The sequence below is a fragment of the Vreelandella andesensis genome, assembly GCF_003989795.1.
Classification (GTDB): domain Bacteria; phylum Pseudomonadota; class Gammaproteobacteria; order Pseudomonadales; family Halomonadaceae; genus Vreelandella; species Vreelandella andesensis.
Genome location: NZ_RZHG01000019.1, coordinates 289369 through 306261, shown reverse-complemented (window position 1 = coordinate 306261; position 16893 = coordinate 289369). Strand labels below are relative to the sequence as shown.

At 53.2% G+C, this 16893-nt stretch carries 16 protein-coding genes, 1 tRNA gene and 3 pseudogenes; 9 read left to right on the top strand and 11 right to left on the bottom strand.

Annotated elements, in window-relative coordinates:
* Positions 1–140: 140 nt before the first annotated feature.
* Positions 141–335: a hypothetical protein gene (locus ELY33_RS11035; protein WP_126947946.1), complete on the bottom strand. Its 195-nt coding sequence runs from the start codon at positions 333–335 to the stop codon at positions 141–143.
* Positions 336–637: 302 nt separating this feature from the next.
* Here ELY33_RS11035 and ELY33_RS11030 point away from each other — a divergent pair, with 302 nt between their 5' ends.
* A complete protein-coding gene (locus tag ELY33_RS11030) occupies positions 638–1429 on the top strand; it encodes an IclR family transcriptional regulator domain-containing protein (protein WP_126947944.1) in 792 nt (263 codons plus the stop codon).
* A gap of 362 nt (positions 1430–1791) precedes the next feature.
* Positions 1792–2124 (top strand): annotated as a pseudogene (locus tag ELY33_RS18315) (VIT1/CCC1 transporter family protein).
* 52 nt (positions 2125–2176) lie between these two features.
* Here ELY33_RS18315 and ELY33_RS11015 read toward each other — a convergent pair.
* The 3 genes and pseudogenes from ELY33_RS11015 to ELY33_RS18105 form a co-directional block, all read right to left on the bottom strand.
* Positions 2177–2398: pseudogene (locus ELY33_RS11015) on the bottom strand (IS66 family transposase); the annotation flags it as partial.
* A 340-nt stretch (positions 2399–2738) separates the two neighbouring features.
* The gene (locus ELY33_RS11010) at positions 2739–3590 is read right to left on the bottom strand and encodes a sulfurtransferase (protein ID WP_126947942.1); all 852 of its coding nucleotides are present in this window, start codon (positions 3588–3590) and stop codon (positions 2739–2741) included.
* A 110-nt stretch (positions 3591–3700) separates the two neighbouring features.
* Positions 3701–3862, bottom strand: a pseudogene (locus tag ELY33_RS18105) (IS66 family transposase); the annotation flags it as partial.
* On the opposite strand from ELY33_RS18105, the gene ELY33_RS18100 reads away from it, so the two are divergent.
* The 4 genes from ELY33_RS18100 to ELY33_RS10990 all read left to right on the top strand — a co-directional run bounded on the left by ELY33_RS18100 (position 3811) and on the right by ELY33_RS10990 (position 7516).
* Positions 3811–4263 carry a hypothetical protein gene (locus tag ELY33_RS18100; protein WP_244208603.1) on the top strand — a complete coding sequence of 151 codons (453 nt, stop codon included), beginning with the start codon at positions 3811–3813 and terminating at the stop codon, positions 4261–4263. The pseudogene ELY33_RS18105 and the gene ELY33_RS18100 overlap by 52 nt on opposite strands.
* Before the next feature lie 74 nt (positions 4264–4337).
* Positions 4338–4619 (top strand): hypothetical protein, encoded by a 282-nt coding sequence (locus ELY33_RS11000; protein WP_126947940.1) that lies wholly within the window; start codon positions 4338–4340, stop codon positions 4617–4619.
* A 381-nt stretch (positions 4620–5000) separates the two neighbouring features.
* Positions 5001–5603 (top strand): hypothetical protein, encoded by a 603-nt coding sequence (locus ELY33_RS10995; protein WP_126947938.1) that lies wholly within the window; start codon positions 5001–5003, stop codon positions 5601–5603.
* Positions 5604–5800: 197 nt separating this feature from the next.
* Positions 5801–7516 (top strand): class I SAM-dependent methyltransferase, encoded by a 1716-nt coding sequence (locus tag ELY33_RS10990; protein WP_126947936.1) that lies wholly within the window; start codon positions 5801–5803, stop codon positions 7514–7516.
* A 152-nt stretch (positions 7517–7668) separates the two neighbouring features.
* Here the strand turns inward: ELY33_RS10990 and ELY33_RS10985 are convergent.
* Positions 7669–7745 (bottom strand) — tRNA-Arg (locus tag ELY33_RS10985).
* Positions 7746–7888: 143 nt separating this feature from the next.
* Between ELY33_RS10985 and ELY33_RS10980 the strand changes: the two genes are divergently transcribed.
* The 3 genes from ELY33_RS10980 to ELY33_RS10970 are packed head-to-tail and all read left to right on the top strand — an operon-like array spanning position 7889 to position 10667.
* Positions 7889–8887 (top strand): TRAP transporter substrate-binding protein, encoded by a 999-nt coding sequence (locus ELY33_RS10980; protein WP_126947934.1) that lies wholly within the window; start codon positions 7889–7891, stop codon positions 8885–8887.
* Positions 8887–9411 carry a TRAP transporter small permease gene (locus tag ELY33_RS10975; protein ID WP_126947932.1) on the top strand — a complete coding sequence of 175 codons (525 nt, stop codon included), beginning with the start codon at positions 8887–8889 and terminating at the stop codon, positions 9409–9411. Before ELY33_RS10980 ends, ELY33_RS10975 begins: the two co-directional genes overlap by 1 nt.
* Positions 9408–10667 carry a TRAP transporter large permease gene (locus tag ELY33_RS10970; protein WP_126947930.1) on the top strand — a complete coding sequence of 420 codons (1260 nt, stop codon included), beginning with the start codon at positions 9408–9410 and terminating at the stop codon, positions 10665–10667. The genes ELY33_RS10975 and ELY33_RS10970 overlap by 4 nt, the downstream gene beginning before the upstream one ends.
* A gap of 106 nt (positions 10668–10773) precedes the next feature.
* On the opposite strand, the gene ELY33_RS10965 is transcribed toward ELY33_RS10970, so the two are convergent.
* The 6 genes from ELY33_RS10965 to ELY33_RS10940 all read right to left on the bottom strand — a co-directional run bounded on the left by ELY33_RS10965 (position 10774) and on the right by ELY33_RS10940 (position 16889).
* The gene (locus ELY33_RS10965) at positions 10774–11727 is read right to left on the bottom strand and encodes a D-2-hydroxyacid dehydrogenase family protein (protein WP_126947928.1); all 954 of its coding nucleotides are present in this window, start codon (positions 11725–11727) and stop codon (positions 10774–10776) included.
* Between the two features lie 90 nt (positions 11728–11817).
* Positions 11818–12720, bottom strand: a complete 903-nt coding sequence (locus tag ELY33_RS10960; protein WP_126947926.1) for a LysR substrate-binding domain-containing protein — start codon at positions 12718–12720, stop codon at positions 11818–11820.
* Between the two features lie 133 nt (positions 12721–12853).
* Positions 12854–14650: a methyl-accepting chemotaxis protein gene (locus ELY33_RS10955; RefSeq protein ID WP_167470077.1), complete on the bottom strand. Its 1797-nt coding sequence runs from the start codon at positions 14648–14650 to the stop codon at positions 12854–12856.
* A gap of 258 nt (positions 14651–14908) precedes the next feature.
* A complete protein-coding gene (ureG, locus tag ELY33_RS10950; protein ID WP_126947924.1) occupies positions 14909–15541 on the bottom strand; it encodes an urease accessory protein UreG in 633 nt (210 codons plus the stop codon).
* 69 nt (positions 15542–15610) lie between these two features.
* Positions 15611–16312, bottom strand: coding sequence for an urease accessory protein UreF (locus ELY33_RS10945; protein ID WP_126948083.1), 702 nt, complete (start codon positions 16310–16312; stop codon positions 15611–15613).
* On the bottom strand, positions 16302–16889 hold the full coding sequence (locus ELY33_RS10940) for an urease accessory protein UreE (protein WP_126947922.1): 588 nt from the start codon (positions 16887–16889) through the stop codon (positions 16302–16304). The genes ELY33_RS10945 and ELY33_RS10940 overlap by 11 nt, the downstream gene beginning before the upstream one ends.
* Between the last annotated feature and the right edge of the window lie 4 nt (positions 16890–16893).

Below are 16893 nucleotides of genomic sequence, written 5' to 3'. Positions count from 1 at the left end.
TCACACAAAAAGTTTGGTCATTTCAGGAATTCAAAATAAAAACATTAAAAACAATATTTTAAACACTAATTAACCAAGAAACGGCACGCTACACCTGGGCCTCACCACTACCAAGGTATAAATCCGAATCACTGGCACGCTCAAGCTCGGCCAGCGATGAATGCCCACCTCACCTCTGAATGTTCGGCCAGCACAGCGGCATAGTTCCGACCACTCTGACGAGCGGCTTCCGCCGCCTCGGCACTGATTCGCTTGGCATCGTCCTGCCCCAGGGCGGGAGCCAGCATGCGTGATACGGGCTCGACCATGATGCCGCCACCGGTGATCACCAGCATGCGCCTGCATCAGGATGATGGCAGCGGTTTGACATCAGCACATCGATGCGGCTTGAACAGCAACATCAGAGGGCTGACGGGCTCATGAAGGGGTGCTGGGTCAAGGCAGCGGGCATGACACTTCCTTATAATACGTACTTTAATAGGGCATACAGTTAAAATGTTCGGCCGAGCTAGACGAGCCTTCGGCATGAAACGGGATAGATACAACCAGAGCTAAACTCGCTTAAGTGTTCGCAAAGCGAACGCCATGTTAAATTGTAAACTAGATGTCTTATCATACGACTTGGGGAAACAAACGGATGGATTTGGTAACGCGAGAAGAAACGCTAGCGACCGATAGCCGTGATTTTATTACGGCCTTGGCTAGTGGGCTTGAAGTAATCTTAGCGTTTGACGAAACCCACCCGCGCATGACCTTGAGCGAAGTGGCCAGCCGTACCGGCATGAACCGTGCGCGGGCTCGGCGATTTCTACTGACGCTGCATGCCTTGGGTTACGTCAGCAAGCACCAGCGCCACTTCGAGTTGTCGCCCAAGGTGCTGCAACTCGGCTATGCATTTCTCTCAGCCAACAATTACCGCAGCGTGGTTCAGCATATTCTCGAAGACATCACCGCCAAATGCGGTGAGTCCTCTTCCTTAGGGGTGTTAGAAGGCAACGATGTCGTCTATGTTGCCCGCTCCGCCTCGCGTCAGCGGCTGATGGCGATCAGCCTGTCGCTGGGTACTCGGCTCCCCGCAGCCCATACTTCCATGGGGCGAGTGTTGTTGGCCCAACTGCCGGAAGCCGAGCTCGATGCCTACCTGAAGAATCTAGTCCTCGAGCCGCATACCGACAAGAGCATTACTGACAAGGCCGAGCTAAAGAAATGCATTCTCCAGATACGTAGGCAAAGATATGCGATTGCCGATCAGGAACTTGATTCCGGGCTGCGCTCTTTAGCAGTTCCCGCCTTCGATGCTCAAGGCAAACTACTTGGTGCTATCAACATTAGCACCAACGCCGCCAGAATCGACCTCGACACACTCGTGAATCAGTACTTGCCACTGCTCCAAGAAAAAGCTCACCAGATTCGCGATACAGTCAGCTGAACGAACCCCACCGTGCCGACAATCAGCATAGTGAGCACGACGGGCACGCGCAGTATTATCCGCACATTGACTTGGCTTTGCCGGAAAACGGTCAGTAGAAGCGGTGCTACGCCGCCGTTATCGTGAGGCAAAGGGCAGATCTCTTTATGCCGGGCGAGCGAAGATCTCCAGGCCTTGCCGGATTCTCGTTTTGGGCGCGATTTGCGTCAGGTCGGCGGTCGGGCGAGATACAGCAACTCGGTTACCCGGTACAGCAGGACCTTCATTGGGCAACAGCTGGGTAGCTGCAACTTGATCCGGTCCTTGTATTACACCACCAGCACGGCAAGCTTGAACTACTTCAGAATGAGGGTCTTCAGCTAATGGAGCATGACGCACTCGGTGCGCATGCTCGTGATGAAATCGGTATTTCTGCGGATGGTGATGCGCAGCCTATGCAGGCTGCATTTTCGTCAGCAGCCTCTTTTTTAGTAGGGGCATCACTACCGCTAGCACTAGCGTAGTTTGTACCCTTTCAATTGATCATTGTTTTGGTTGCTCTTTCATTGTTGGTGTTTCTGGCACTCTTGGGAGGCTTGGCAGCCCGGACTGGTGGAGCCTCTATTATCACCGGCGCAATAAGAGTCACCTTTTGGGGAGCATTGGCCATGGCGCTGACCGCAGGTGTCGGACGAATATTTGGTGTCATGGCGTAAAATAAAAAGTAACTGTTCAGCTCATGCTGCCTGATTTGCATCATTTAACCGCATAAACCTCGGCACCCTCCCTCAAGCGGAAACAACCCGATATCTTCTGCTGAACCCTGGTCATCCGCAGGTTACATTCGCCCTGGTTATTGATCAAAGGGGCAGCGGGATCCTCAAGAAAGCGCAACACATCGTGCTCATAAGTCTGGAGGCGTTCGAGCAGATTTTATGCCTTGGTGCGTCCACGAGTGCCTAGCGGCAGCTTTACCGGGGACGGACACTCGATAGCATCGGGAAATCCACCACGCTTTAGGGAGCTGAGTCATCATTGTCGGGCTGCATCGGATTGATCGAGACACTAGCCGTTAGCATCGGCTGGCCGAGTTGCTTGCCCCGAGCAGCTAAACACCATGAGCCAGTCTATCAGCCTGGATGGGGGCATTGGCGCTTCTGAGAATCTGTTAGCTGGAACCATCCGTAGAAAGGTAGTGTAAATACAGGGTAACGCAGCCCCACCCCTCTTACTGGCTCAGTAACCCCTTGCTGTACGGACAGCTACTGAGCCAATGTTGTTCTGCGACACGGCGGTAACCTTCCCTCTTGGCTTGCAGACGCTAACGGCACTAGTTAGATACTGGCAGCGACTCGTCGCTACCCCAGTCCGCCCAAGAGCCGTCGTACAGCGACAGCTGATCATACCCCGCCAGCTCAGCTGCCAGCAGAATAATGCAGGCGGTGATACCGGAACCACAGGAAAACACCACCGGGTTCCCATTACCGGATTGCAAGGCCGGAGCCAGCGATGTAAGTGTTGCCACCAATTCGCTGGCAGGCTTGAAACGGTATCCTTCCAACACCTCGGTAAATGGCAGGTTGCAAGAACCGGGAATATGACCGCCGCGCACACCTGGGCGAGGTTCTGGCATCTGTGCCAGAAAACGCGCACGCGACCGGGCATCAATGATGGTTACCCGATCATTTTCCAGATGGTGTAAAACGTATGCCGAGTCTTGAACTCGGTTATGGTCAAGATTGGCGATGAAGTTGCCAGGGGTTGCCGCATTGGCAACCGGCGCAAAAACGACCTCCCGCCTTTCGGCCAGCCACTGCGGCAGGCCACCATCCAGAACAAAAACGTGTTTGATCCCCATCGCCCGAAAAATCCACCAGGCCCTGGGCGCTGAATAAATGCCCTGGTTGTCATAGACCACTACTAGGCTTTCAGCCGTAATTCCCAACCTGCGAGCTTCCTCAGTGACCTGTTTCTCAGTTGGGAAGGCGTGAATCTGAGAAGATTCGGTGTCGCAGAGCCCTCCCTCCAGATCAACCTGATAGCTACCCGGTATCCACATCGGTCGATCATAGACAATTGGCTCTTTACCAATAACAGTCGCCATGCTCGCGTCAATCAGCACCAACCGCTTATTATCCAGGTTTTCCTGCAGCCATTGAGTAGTCACAAGGGGTGAAAACATAGTGCTCTCCAGTCTAAGATATAAATCCGTACGGTTTTAGAATAAGTATCGAGAAACAACGGTAAGCATCCGCCGACGGCGGACAGTCAGTTGCGAGACCCCAGTGCCTAGGGTCGGATCAGATTTTCTATCCAGTTATTATCGATAGGCAATTGAACGTCATCCAGGTAGCGCGTCAGGGCCGCCCAGTGTTTCAAGCTATAGTCTATTGCTTTTGCCGTTGCTGAACCCTCCGGCACTTTCTCGCGATGAGCCAGCATCCAGCGGCGTAGCGTGTCGGAAACAGGTCTCGCCCTTTTATCGCGTCGCTGTTGGCATTCTTTTCGCCGATTCGCCGCAGCTGGCAACCGCACCGACAGTGTTCGCTTTCTGGATCATGATGGATCTCGGTACGCGGCAACTCAGGGGGCAAGAGAGCGCGCCTGGGCGCCTTCTTTGTTGCTGGCGGCATGTTGGGGATGGCCAGATCTTCCAACTCGGTCTCGATAGCCGCGATGTCGGCATCTACCACCTCGTCCAGCAGGCTGATTGGCAGGACATCATACTTTCCCAATATTTACAATGTTTTGAGAAGTTACGATCAGGTAATGTGGTTATCAGGAATGGGGCGTGGTTTTGGCGTGTTGAAGGTGGGAAAGATGACAAAGTTGATGATGATGATTCGAACAGTTAAGCCTAAGAAATTAAAGGATTAAAATGAGCACCAATAAGACAACTATAGATCGTGCAAATACGTAAGACACCACAATGCCGCTATTGAACTCAATGCATGCTGAATTCAAAGAATTAGCAAAAAAGAAACCTGAGGCAGCCGTTAGTAAAAATGAGATTAAGATCGTCAATAGGCTGCTTGAAAAGGTTCGTGAAGTTTTAATTGAAGAGGATTCAATTGGATTCTTAGATATTCTAGATGAAGATGACGTCCCGCAGACAAGTGATGTAACATTAATTCTTTTGCAATATGTAGCTGCTATGAAAGGCTTTTATTATAAGTACTATGGCTATGTATCGGAGGAAGGGCATATATAGCATGTCTAATATCAACATCAGCTTAGTGTTTAACACGTCTATCAAGGCGCTGCTGTCGGACAAATTTCCGCTGCTCTCCAAATTTGCCACAGAGCGCGGCGTTATATCAGTATCATTTGAACATCCGCACTTGGCCGGATGAGGAAAGCTAGTCTATGCTAATGTTTAGCTCTCGACCAAAACGGTCATTCAAGCAAAGGCAGCAGGCGTGAGTGTTCTGGATATGCATCCTAATTTAAGTCAATTTTAATAATATCATATGGTTATGTGAGACTTGGAAAGCAGTTCTTGCGGGTTAAGCCTACTGGCACGCTAACCCCATCATAAAACTACCGTCTAATACCTGTTAAACAAATACTGTACAGTTATGCGAGAACGACGATGTTCAAAAAAAAGGATAGAATTAAAAATCAAACAGAATGCCCAGCGATACTAAAGAATGGCGACCCATGCCCATACAGAGGAAAGCCAGAATATCAAGGCTATTGTGGTCATCACAAACAATTTATAATTCTGAAACCTCACGATACTGGCAACCAGAAAGATAAGAAAATAGTTTTACTTCTAAGCGCAGGGGTTGCGCTTATCGAGCTTACAATTAAAGCTGTTGAGTATTTACCTACAATGATAGAAATCATTGATCGAAGTAAATTTATGTGTTTTATAGAAAAAAATCAAGGAGAAATTAATTCAAAACAAGAAGAAGTATCATCAATGGATGACCAAATTAAGTTTTTAATATCACCAAAAAATATATCAAAAGATATTTCAAGAATGCTTGAGGAACAGGAGTTTGGAAGATTAGCAAATATGCTAGCATACGATTTTGATGTAACAATGACATCCGGTAAAGTTCCAAGTAATTTGCTAATAGCTATAATCTCAAAGAAGCAGGAGCTACAATCTTTACTCGCAACCAATGGTTATAGTCCCGGAGATCACACAGTCCCACGTCCTCTGTTCTCTCAGGTTATAGAGAATTAACGATCATATAATCAAGTGCGTCACACGGATGGCTTTTCTCTACTTCTCTCCAAAAAGTCCTGCGGCACGCCCAGCGTTATATCAGTATCGTTTGAATGCCCCCTCCTGGCCGATAGCTGAAGATCGCAGATTCTCTCATCACTTACATCCACGAAACTGGTAAGTTATTGGTATTAGCCGATTACCAAGGATTTATCATGGCGCACTCTCAAAATTCTATATCTACGACGCGCTACTACGAAGATAACGCCCATCGATTGTTTGACCAGTATCAGTCGCTGAGTTTTGAGCGTATTCATGGTGAATGGCTGCACCACCTCCCTACTCAGCCCGGTTTAGCCTTAGACATTGGCGCGGGTAGCGGGCGCGACGCTAAAGCCCTTGCAGATCGCGGTTGGCAAGTAATGGCTGTAGAGCCTGCAGCAAAGTTAAGGGTTCTGGGGCAAGCTTATACGCACGAACGGGACGTAAGCTGGGTTGACGACACTTTGCCAGCATTAAAGCGAGTTCGTCAGCTTTCACAGCGCTTTCAATTAATTCTTGTGTCAGCGGTTTGGATGCATTTAACCCCTGATGAACAACAACGAGCGTTGCGGGTTCTTGGCTCACTGCTCGCACCGGGCGGGCTATTGGTGATTACGTATCGTGAAGGCTCAGATAACGATGAACGTCAGTTTCATTCAGTCAACATGGACGTGTTAGATAATTGGGCAAGAGATCAAGCAATGTTGCCCGTGCAGGCAAGCCGTGACGACGACCAGCTTGGGCGACAGGATGTTACTTGGCATCTGCGTGTGTTTAGGCTGCCTGATGATGGCACTGGGGCGTTACCCTTGCTTAGGCATATCATTGTTAATGACGACAAGGCATCTTCGTACAAGCTTGGTTTGCTGCGCACACTGACACGTTTGGCCGATAGCGCACCCGGCATCGTGATGTCACGAACAGAAGAGTGGGTGACGATACCTTTAGGGGCGGTGGGGCTCTTTTGGATAAAGCTGTACCGCCCGCTACTGATAGAACGTTATTTACGTCAGGCACCAGGCCAAAAAGGGTATGGCTTTGCTAAGGGTGATTTCTATCGCCTCCAGCAACTGTCACCTCATGATCTGCGTATCGGTGCAGCTTTCTTTGACCCTCAATGTGCAGCTTCCGTCATGCGGGCAATTCGCGATGCCTGCCAGACCATTCTTAAGATGCCTGCCCACTTCACTACCTGGCCCGGCAGCCAGCGCCCTATCTTTGACGGTGGTTATCAAGGGCTACGCATTCGTGAGCAGGCCGTTCGACTTGATAGCGCTACGCTGGCCTCGTTCGGAATATTTCGTATTCCTACCTCACTATGGGACTCGATGAGCCGCTATGCCTGCTGGGTAGAGCCCGCTATCGTGCATGAGTGGGCTCAGTTAATGCAGCGATATGATGCCTCCTACGATATCGGTACATTACACCTCGCCTTGCAGTGGCAAGAAAGTCGCCGCGATACACAACAGGTACGCCGGCTAGTTACCCAACGTTTACAAGACCCTGCCCCATTGCCTTGTGTATGGACACGTAGTGATCTGCACCGACAAACGTACGTTATAGACCACTGCTTTCCTTGGTCACGTTGGAACAACAATGATTTCTGGAACCTACTGCCAACAACGGAAAAAGCCAATCAAGCGAAATCGGACCGGTTGCCTGCTGCTGACGTAATGCAGAGAGCTAAGCTGGATATTTTACACTGGTGGCAATATCTCGATGACAACGAAACGATCTGCCAGCAGTTTCGTGATGAAGCAGCCGTTGCGCTACCGCTTGCTTCGCCAACAGCTTCTCTAGATATGATTTTCAATAGCGCGTTATTACAACGACAACGATTGAAGGCGAATCAGCAACTAGCGGAGTGGATGGGTATCGCCCAAAAATAGCGTGACCAAGCGTGTGACCCATAGCGGCCAATGGTCATCGAGAAGCAAGCCAGAGAAGAAGGTAGTCTTAAAAGTGTGGCCACGATTTGGTCACAGGGTGGTCACAGACAAAAAATAAGGGCCTACGCGTTAACGTAAGCCCTTGATTTGTCTGGCGCGCCCGGTAGGAATTGAACCTACGACCTTCGGCTTCGGAGGCCGACACTCTATCCAACTGAGCTACGGGCGCTTTGGGTGCGTATCGTACCCGTGTGGGCGCGCTGTGTCCAGTTGCCTAGCTGTTTTACAGCCGCTTTGATTGACCATTTTCCTCGGTGTGGTGCATGCTTTGGGAGCACTTCCGAACCTTCGTAACACTGGGAACTCACTATAATGAAAACATTTGCACGTAACACGCTGGCACTGGGCATTTCACTGGCGCTAGTTAGCGCCGCGAACGCCGCTGATTTTGCTGATATGGACCCCGTTACTCTGCGTTTGGCCCACGTGGTCAACGAGCAGGATGGTTTCCATATTGCTGCCACCAAATTTGAAGAATTGGTGGAAGCGCGTACCGATGGCAAGGTGAACATCGAGATCTACCCCAACGCCTCGCTGGGCGATGAGCGCACGCTACTGGAAGGGATGCAGATCGGCACTGTGGATATGGGGGTGATTACTAACGGGCCGGTGGCCAACTTTGTGGAAGAGATGGCGGTGTTTGAATTGCCGTTCTTATTCCCTTCACCGGAAGCCGCTTACGCGGTACTGGATGGCCCAATCGGCCAGGAGCTGCTGGATAAGTTGGCGGAGGTAAATCTGAAAGGCTTGGCCTACGCAGAGCGCGGCTTCCGCAACCTGACCAACAGCGAACGGGCGGTGAATTCGCCGGAAGATCTGGATGGCCTGCGTATTCGTGTGATGGAAAACCCCGTTTACACCGACACTTTCCGCGAGCTAGGAGCCAATGCCATCCCCATGGCGTGGACAGAAGCGCTGACCGCCATGCAACAAGGCACTATCGACGGCCAGGAAAACCCGGTGAACGTCATCCATTCGTTCAAGCTGGATGAAACCCAGAACTACATGACCCTTTCCCGCCATACCTACGCACCGGCCATTTTTGTAATGGGCATGCCCGTTTGGAGCCAACTGCCAGAACAGGCACAAACCGTGTTGAAAGAAGCCGCCCAAGAAGCTGCCGAGCATGAGCGCCAGATGAACGCGGACATGGAAGCCGACCAGTTAGCAGCGCTGCGCGAAGCCGGTATGGAAATCAATGAAACCCCAGATATGGAAGCCTTCCAAGCGGCCGTCGCACCCGTATATGAGAAATACGGCGAGCAGTTTGGTGATTACCTGCCACGCATTCGGGAGGCGCTGAATCAGTGATGGCCTTTGCACAGCCTCTTTTGACGCTGCTGCAACGTATTGAACGCGGGCTGGATGCCATCATCCAGCCCGTGGTCTTTGCGGGCATGGCAGCATTGATTGGCGTGATTACTCTACAGATTGTGTCGCGGGTGCTGTTCAGCGCCGTTGGCTGGACGGAAGAAGTCGCCCGCTTTCTGCTGGTGTGGATTACCTTTTTAGCCAGCACACTGGCCTTCCAGCGCGGGCGGCATATCGCCGTGACCTTCGCCGTGGATGCCCTTCCTCTGCCCTTGCGCAAGCTTGCGCGCTTGGCAGCACTGGCGGTGGTGCTGGCGTTTATGGTGGCGCTGATCGTGATTGGTTATCGCTATATGCAGGTGCAGAGTTTTCAGAAATCCGCCTCACTGCGGCTTTCGATGACCTACGTTTATGCGGTTATGCCGATTTCTGCCGCCATCATGGCGTGGTACGCCCTGGTGGATATGATCGACGTGTTGGTGAACGGTGAGCCAACGGTCTCTGCCCCGGAGGAGCCGTTATGACGCTGGTGCTGTTCGGACTGTTCTTTCTGTTTATGCTACTGGGCGTGCCGATTGCCTTTGCGATTGGGGCAAGCACCCTGTATGCGCTGTACCAGTCGGGTGTGCCGCTGATGGTGGTCACTCAGCAGATGTTTCAGGGCATTAACTCGTTTGCCTTGGTCGCTATTCCGATGTTTATTCTCGCCGGTGATTTAATGGCCCAGGGCAAGGTCAGCGAGCGACTGGTGAGCTTTGCCGATTCATTAGTTGGCTTTATGCGCGGCGGGCTTTCGGTGGTCTCGGTGATGGCGGGCATGTTTTTCGCCGCCATTTCTGGTTCTGGTGCGGCAACAACCGCAGCGGTGGGCTCAAGCTTAGTGCCGGAACTGAAACGTAAGGGTTACGACCCCGCCTCGGCGGCCAGCTTAATTGCTGCCAGCGGTACGATTGGCGTAGTGATTCCCCCTTCGGTGCCGATGATTATCTACGCGGTGATTGCTCAGCAGTCGGTCTCGAAGCTGTTTTTGAACGGTTTTTTGCCGGGGCTGGCAATGGGGCTGGGGCTGATGGCTATTGCGATCACTCAGGCGTATAAACGCCAGTACCCCAAAGGCACGCCGCTGTCGCTGCCGACCATTTGGCGCACATTGAAAGCGGCTAGCTGGGGGCTGATGACACCGGTGATTATTTTGGGCGGTATCTTCTCGGGCATTTTCACGCCGTCGGAGGCGGCGGTGGTGGCGGTCAACTACGCGCTGCTGGTCTCGCTGTTTGTCTACCGGGATTTGACCCTGCCCCAGGTGTATAAGCTGCTCATTCGCTCGGCGATGACCACGGCGGTAATTATGCTGGTGATTGCTATGTCAGCGGTGCTGAGCTGGACGCTCTCTAGCTGGCAGATACCCGGCGCAATTGCCCAGGCGGTGCTGTCGCTTTCCACCAGCCCGTTCGTGATTATGTTGCTGGTGGTGGCGGTGATTCTACTCACCGGGGTGTTTATCGAAACCGCCAGCGCATTGATTATTCTTACGCCGGTATTACTGCCGCTGGTACTGCAGTTGGGCATCGACCCGATCCACTTCGGGCTGATTATCGTAGTGGGGCTCTCGATTGGCATGATTACCCCGCCAGTGGCGATCAACCTTTACGTGGCATCGTCTGTTACCCAACTGCCGCTTGAGCGCATCACCCGGGCGATCATCCCGTATCTTTTAGGGCTAATTGGGGTGCTGCTGCTGGTGGTTTATGTACCCATGCTGATGGGCTGGTCGGGCTAATGTGCGCGGCGTCGAGGTGCTAACTGCTTAGCACCTCGTTGCCTATCTAAGTTACGCGAATCCAGCCTTGTCTTGTGACGGACTCGTGGGTGACGTCGTCTATTAGTTAGCCTTCCTCTGCCAGGTTGCGTCCTGGCGTGCCTGCTTCAAACGCCAGGACGTTTTCAAAAGCGTCGCCAAAGTAGCGCTCGAAGCTGTCTTTTTCCACATAGCCCACGTGCGGCGTGGCCAGAAAGTTGGGCAACGCCAGCAGTGGATGTTCACGCACCGGCTCCTCATCAAAGACATCGACCGCTGCCATGCCGGGCCGCCCGGCTCTCAGCGCAGTTTCTAACGCGCCTGTCTCAACTAACGGTGCACGGCTGGTATTCACCAGCAACGCCGTAGGCTTCATGCTGGCAAGATTCGCCGCGCTAACGATGCCGCGAGTATCGGGATTTAAGCGCAGATGTAGGCTCACCACGTCGCTACGTTTAAAGAACGTCTCTTGCGACGCCGCGACCTCAAACCCCGCCGATGCTGACCGCTGGCAGGTGGTCTCGCGGCCCCATACCAGCACGTTCATTTCAAACGCTTGGCCGTAACGCGCCACCAGTTGGCCAATTTTGCCGTAGCCAAACACACCCAGCGTGCGCCCTTTCAGGCCGGTGCCTAGGGTGCGCTGCCAGCGGCCTGCTTTGAGATTTTCGACTTCTTCAGGAATCCGCCGCATCGCCGAGAGCACCAGCCCCCAGGTCAGTTCAGCCGCGGCGTAGGGCGAACCGGTGCCCGCCAGCACCATCACTCCCTGCTCGCGGCAGGCGGCCATGTCCACATGGGCAGCACCACCGCCGGTTTGGCTGATCAGTTTGAGCTTGGGTAGCCGTGCCAACAAAGACGCGGTGATCGGCGTGCGCTCACGAATTAGCACCAGCGCATCGGCGTCTTTAAAACGGGCTACCAATTCGTCTTCATCGGTCACAGTGTCGTTATAAATCGTGACTTGGTGACCAGCCAACTTGGCGAAAGCGTCTAGTTCGCGGACGCAGTCCTGGTAATCATCGGGAATAACAATGTGCATTAAAGTGACTCCTTAAGCGGCCGCGCCAGTCCACCCCATTACCTAATACATCAAAGGTAAACGCTTTTATCTCGCTGGCAATGCCGGTTGTCACGGGGAATCTCCTGAGGGAGATAGCAAGTGATCGACCAAATGACGAGCCACCACGGGAAGCTCAGCGTAATGGCGCATGCCAACCACCAGCTCGCGGGTAGCCCACTCGTCAGCGAGCGGGATCATGCACAGCTTCAGGTCGTTAAGGTCGCGGTATAGGGTGCGCTGAGGCAGCACGCCGATTCCCAGACCGTAGTGAATCATGCGACAAATAGCGTCAAAGCTGCGCACTTGAATGCGTATGCGCAGAGCTCTTCCTGCCTGGTTTGCATGCTCGTGGAGCAGCGATTGCAGCGAGGTGTCCTGCTGCAAGCCTACAAAGTCGTACTCTGCGGCCTGGTGCAAATAGAGCGTCTCATGTATCGCAAGCGGATGATCTTGCGGCGTTACTAAAACCAGTTGATCGCGCCGGTAGGGGCGTACCTCCAACTCACCGGCGGCTACGTGGCTGGCGAAAATACCGATATCTGCCACGCCATCACGCACGGCGCTAATGGCTTCGCTGCTGGTGCGCTCTTGCAAATCGATCTTGATCTGCGGATATTCCCGCGCAAAGACGCTGAGATCCTGGGGCAAAAAGGCAATAATGGCTGAGGTATTAGAGTGAATCCGCACATGCCCTCGCACGCCTTCACCGTATTCGCTCAGTTCTGCCTGAAGCCGGGCCACGTCTTCCAAAATGCGCCGGGCATGGTGCAAGAACGCCCGCCCCGCTGGGGTAAGTTCTACGCCCCTGGGCCGCCGATATAAAAGCTCGGTACCCACCAGCGTTTCTAAATCACTCACCCGTTTACTCACCGCTGCCAGCGCTAGGTGCTCGCGCTCGGCAGCCGCCGTTAAACGCCCTTCATCGGCAATCGCTACAAATAGTCTCAGCGTTACAAAATCAAATCGCAGCATCACGTTTACCACGTTGTTATTAAATGAGCCGCATCATTGGCTACCCGGTAAAAGTGAGATAACGCTACACCATGGGCTCAGCCCCCGCCAGCGGGAGCTGATATGTGATCAACCACCTGCGCCAACGCTAGGCTTAGAACGCTTCCCAGTCGTCTTCTCCACTTTTAACAGGCGCTGGCTTAGCGGAGAGCGCGGGGCGCTTGAGTTCCTGACTAGTTGGCGCGCCAGAAGGCAGTGCCTGGCGTGACTGGTTTGCTGACTGCCGTATCGACGAGGTTTGTGGTTCATCATCGCCGAGTATGAAGGTGTTGATCAGCCCATTGAGGTGCTCTGCATGACGGCGCATATTGGCGGCAGCCGTGGTGGACTCCTGCACCATGGCAGCGTTTTGCTGAGTCATGGTATCCATTTCTGCAACGGCGGTATTAATCTGACCAATACCGCTGCTTTGCTCTTTGGCGCCAGCGGTAATCTCGCCGATCACATCGGTCACCTTGGAGACACTTTCAACAATGTCGTGCATCGTTGCACCCGCCTTGCGTACCAGCTCGGCACCCGCGTGAGTATGTTGCACTGAATTGTCAATCAGCCCGCGAATCTCTTTAGAGGCATCGCTGGAGCGACTAGCGAGCACTCGTACTTCTTGGGCAACTACCGCAAAGCCGCGACCATGCTCACCCGCGCGCGCCGCTTCCACTGAGGCGTTAAGTGCCAGAATATTGGTTTGGAAAGCGATGGCATCAATCATGGTGATAATTTCGCTGATGCGCGTCGCCGAGTCGTTAATATCGTGCATCGTCCGCTCGACCTGCCCCATGGCTTCTTCACCATGATGAGCTACTTCTGCGGTGGACTGCACCAGCTGATTAGCCTGCTGGGCGTTATCCGCACTGTGATTCACGGTTGAGGTGATTTCTTCCATGGAGGCCGAGGTTTCTTGCAAATTGGCAGCGGCCTGTTCGGTGCGGGTGGCCAGTTCCTCGGAGCTATGGGACATCTCCCCCGCCGAGTGATAAACACTCATGGTGCTACGGCGCACATCACGCAAGGTTTCCTGCATACGCTCGACAAAAGCGTTGAACTGAACCGCTAGATTACCCACTTCGTCATTGCTCTCTACCGCTAGGCGGCGGGTAAGGTCGCCACGGCCTTGTGCGATATCGTGCATCGCGCTGGCGGTGCGTTTAATCGGCCCTACGGTGCGGCGCACAAAGCCAAATGCGAGCAGTGCCACTACCAAAAATAAGGCAGCTCCTAACAAAATAGCGAACAGGATGGACCGGCGCAGATCCGCATTAGCAGTCGCCTCAAGCTCGGCAACAACCGCGTCCACATCCGTGACGTAAACGCCCGCACCAATCATCCAGCCCCATTTTTCAAGGCTATCTACGTAAGAGTGTTTGGGCACGATTTCACGGGTGCTTGGGTACTCCCATAAGTAGCTATGAAACCCACCGCCATTTTGGGCAACTTGAAGGATGTCGCGGATAAGGTAGTTTCCGTCAGGAGTCCTTACATCCATCATGTTGGTACCCTCACGCTCTGGCGCGGGGGCAGTAACGATATTGTTACCATCGAAGTCGTAGATAAAAACGTAGTTATTACCTTCAAAGCGCATGGCGCGCACCAGCTCTGCTACCTGCTGCTTGGCGTCTTCGTCGTTGGCATCCGCTTGTTCATAAATGGGAGAAATAGCGGTCGTCGCCACTTGAACAATATCGCGCACCGCATTGCGGCGCTCTTCAATCAGCACCTCGCGCTGATTTGCCAGCGTATCGCGGGTATTTTGAATGCGCTCATAGGCGTTAAACGCGACTAACCCGGCGGTCACGATAAACAGCGGCAGCAGCACAAGCGTTAGCACTTTAGCTTGTAGACTAAGGCGTCGTTTTTGCGGGGTCGTAGTCGAAGAAAGAGGTGGAGTGGCCATTACGCATTTCTCAGTAGGTCATTGAAAGGATTTTTAAAAAATCTATGCATCCCCTATCGACCTAACCTGTGCCAACTTTAGCCGTCCTTCGTGTTTTTTGTTTAGAAACAAAAAATTAACGCCGTAAATAGGCCGTTCATTTTAGGAGCGTGGTGGCCAAGGTTGGCTCGTTTTAGCAAGCCGCTAGCCACGTCTTTTGACTGCTCTGCCCCCATTTGGGGCAGAGCAGTTTTTTATTGGGACCGATTTTCGCAACGCCTATGCCGTTGCCGCCTGAGGCCGGCGCTCATCCAGCATGCCTTTATCAAGAATAAAGCGGATGATCTCTTCAAGCCCAACGCCATCGTAGAGATTAGTAAACACAAAGGGCCGCTCACCGCGCATCTTCTTGGAATCGCGCTCCATTACCTCAAGCGAAGCGTGTACCTGCTCGGCAATATCAATCTTGTTGATAATCAGCAAGTCTGACTTGGTAATGCCCGGCCCACCTTTACGGGGAATCTTGTCGCCGGCAGACACGTCGATCACGTAAAGCGTGAGATCAGAAAGCTCTGGGCTGAAGGTTGCAGAAAGGTTGTCGCCACCGGATTCCACCAGCACCAGCTCTAGCTTTGGATGACGGGCATGTAGCTCGTCAATAGCCGCCAAATTCATCGAAGCATCTTCACGGATAGCCGTATGTGGGCAGCCGCCGGTTTCTACACCAAGGATGCGGTCGGCGGCCAGCGCATTATGCTTGAGCAGAAAATCAGCGTCTTCGCGGGTATAAATGTCATTGGTCACAACGGCGATATCGTAGTAATCCCGTAGCGACGAACAAAGCTGCTTAAGCAGCGCGGTTTTACCGGACCCCACCGGGCCACCGACCCCAACGCGTAAACAGTGCGTCATATCTCTCTCCTAAAACGTTGTTTGTTGATTAAGAAACATCCGATTAACTTATTCGATTAACTCGTTCGATTAACTTCTAAACAAACGCGAATATTGGGTTTCGTGCAGCGCGCTTGCCAGCGCCACGCCTGGCAGTACGGGGCCAAGTTCATCATCGTCGAGCAATAGTGCCTGATCGACGGCGCTCACCAGCTCTTTGCGCAGTTGTTCAATCACCCGCTGGGCAGCGGTGTGCCCCAAGGGCAGCGCTTTGCATGCCACCGCCAGCTGGTTTTCCAGCCACGCCCAGCCAAACCCTAAAAGCGCCTGACGTTTGGACACGCCACGCCGATGGGCGGCATAGCTAAACAGCGTGACGTAGCCTGCCTGAGCCGGTAATAAATCCTCATCGGGTAATAAGTCCAGGCTGCCTAGCAGGCGCTTGAGTGAAGCGCCCAAGCGACTATCCTCGGCGGCCAATTCAGCGGTTTCCCGGGTGGCGGCCAGCCATTCATCCCACTGGGCTATCGCATTGCTGTCGGAGAGTTCAAAAGCGCTATATAAGCGGGCAATCAGCGGCAGTTCACAACGGGTCAGGCCGTCTTCCAGTACGCCGGAAAGCCACTTAGCCAGGCTTTGCTCATCGCTTACCCAGCCGAGTTCAAAGGCGCTTTCCAGCCCCTGGGAAAATGCAAAGGCACCAATGGGCAACGCCGGGCTGACCAGCTGCATTAGCCCTAACAGGGCTAAGTCATTGCTTTGGCTTTCCCGCGCGGCCAAATCAGTGGGCATGGTGATGGTGATGCTCATGTTCATGCTCTTGTGAATGTTCTTGTGAATGTTCTTGTGAATGCTCGTGATTATGAGTGTGGTCGTGGTCGTCCCCGTGACCATGAGAATGAGAATGGCCGTGTGAATGCCCACCGCCTACCTGGTTATAGGCCCCTGGTTCTGGGTCGAAGGTGGCGTTGTGGTGCTCAAGCTCAGCCCCCAGCAATGCCGCCAGCTCCTCTAGCACATGATCCGGCGGGAAACGCACCCAACTACCTTTTTCATCTTCACCCAAGGCCAGCTGCACATGGCGGTTGCCAAGATGGTACGCCAGCCGCGCCAGAGGCAAACCTGCGCTAACCCGTGCCGTCACCACCGGCTCGATGGCAGCACGTATGCGTACCACCTCGCCGCTTTCCGCTTTCAGGCCTTCACCATCGCGCAGCACTGGGCCTCGGTCGAGAAACAGGCCCAACGCTTGGCCGCTGTCGCTGTCCGCTTTTAGGCGTCCACGAATGCGCAGCTCAAAGGGCAATGTTAGCGTGTCGCTGGCGGCGTTTTCCGCTATCGGCCCCAGGCGTTCTATCAGTTTCAACATACCG

Coding starts and splice junctions, on each gene's coding strand:
- ELY33_RS10970 (WP_126947930.1), top strand. CDS start 9,408: ATGACGCTGGTGCTGTTCGGACTGTTCTTTCTGTTTATGCTACTGGGC.
- ELY33_RS10980 (WP_126947934.1), top strand. CDS start 7,889: ATGAAAACATTTGCACGTAACACGCTGGCACTGGGCATTTCACTGGCG.
- ELY33_RS10955 (WP_167470077.1), bottom strand. CDS start 14,650: ATGGCCACTCCACCTCTTTCTTCGACTACGACCCCGCAAAAACGACGC.
- ureG (WP_126947924.1), bottom strand. CDS start 15,541: ATGACGCACTGTTTACGCGTTGGGGTCGGTGGCCCGGTGGGGTCCGGT.
- ELY33_RS11000 (WP_126947940.1), top strand. CDS start 4,338: ATGCCGCTATTGAACTCAATGCATGCTGAATTCAAAGAATTAGCAAAA.
- ELY33_RS10940 (WP_126947922.1), bottom strand. CDS start 16,889: ATGTTGAAACTGATAGAACGCCTGGGGCCGATAGCGGAAAACGCCGCC.
- ELY33_RS10990 (WP_126947936.1), top strand. CDS start 5,801: ATGGCGCACTCTCAAAATTCTATATCTACGACGCGCTACTACGAAGAT.
- ELY33_RS10995 (WP_126947938.1), top strand. CDS start 5,001: ATGTTCAAAAAAAAGGATAGAATTAAAAATCAAACAGAATGCCCAGCG.
- ELY33_RS10965 (WP_126947928.1), bottom strand. CDS start 11,727: ATGCACATTGTTATTCCCGATGATTACCAGGACTGCGTCCGCGAACTA.
- ELY33_RS11010 (WP_126947942.1), bottom strand. CDS start 3,590: ATGTTTTCACCCCTTGTGACTACTCAATGGCTGCAGGAAAACCTGGAT.
- ELY33_RS11030 (WP_126947944.1), top strand. CDS start 638: ATGGATTTGGTAACGCGAGAAGAAACGCTAGCGACCGATAGCCGTGAT.
- ELY33_RS10945 (WP_126948083.1), bottom strand. CDS start 16,312: ATGCCCACTGATTTGGCCGCGCGGGAAAGCCAAAGCAATGACTTAGCC.
- ELY33_RS10960 (WP_126947926.1), bottom strand. CDS start 12,720: ATGCTGCGATTTGATTTTGTAACGCTGAGACTATTTGTAGCGATTGCC.
- ELY33_RS10975 (WP_126947932.1), top strand. CDS start 8,887: ATGGCCTTTGCACAGCCTCTTTTGACGCTGCTGCAACGTATTGAACGC.
- ELY33_RS11035 (WP_126947946.1), bottom strand. CDS start 335: ATGCTGGTGATCACCGGTGGCGGCATCATGGTCGAGCCCGTATCACGC.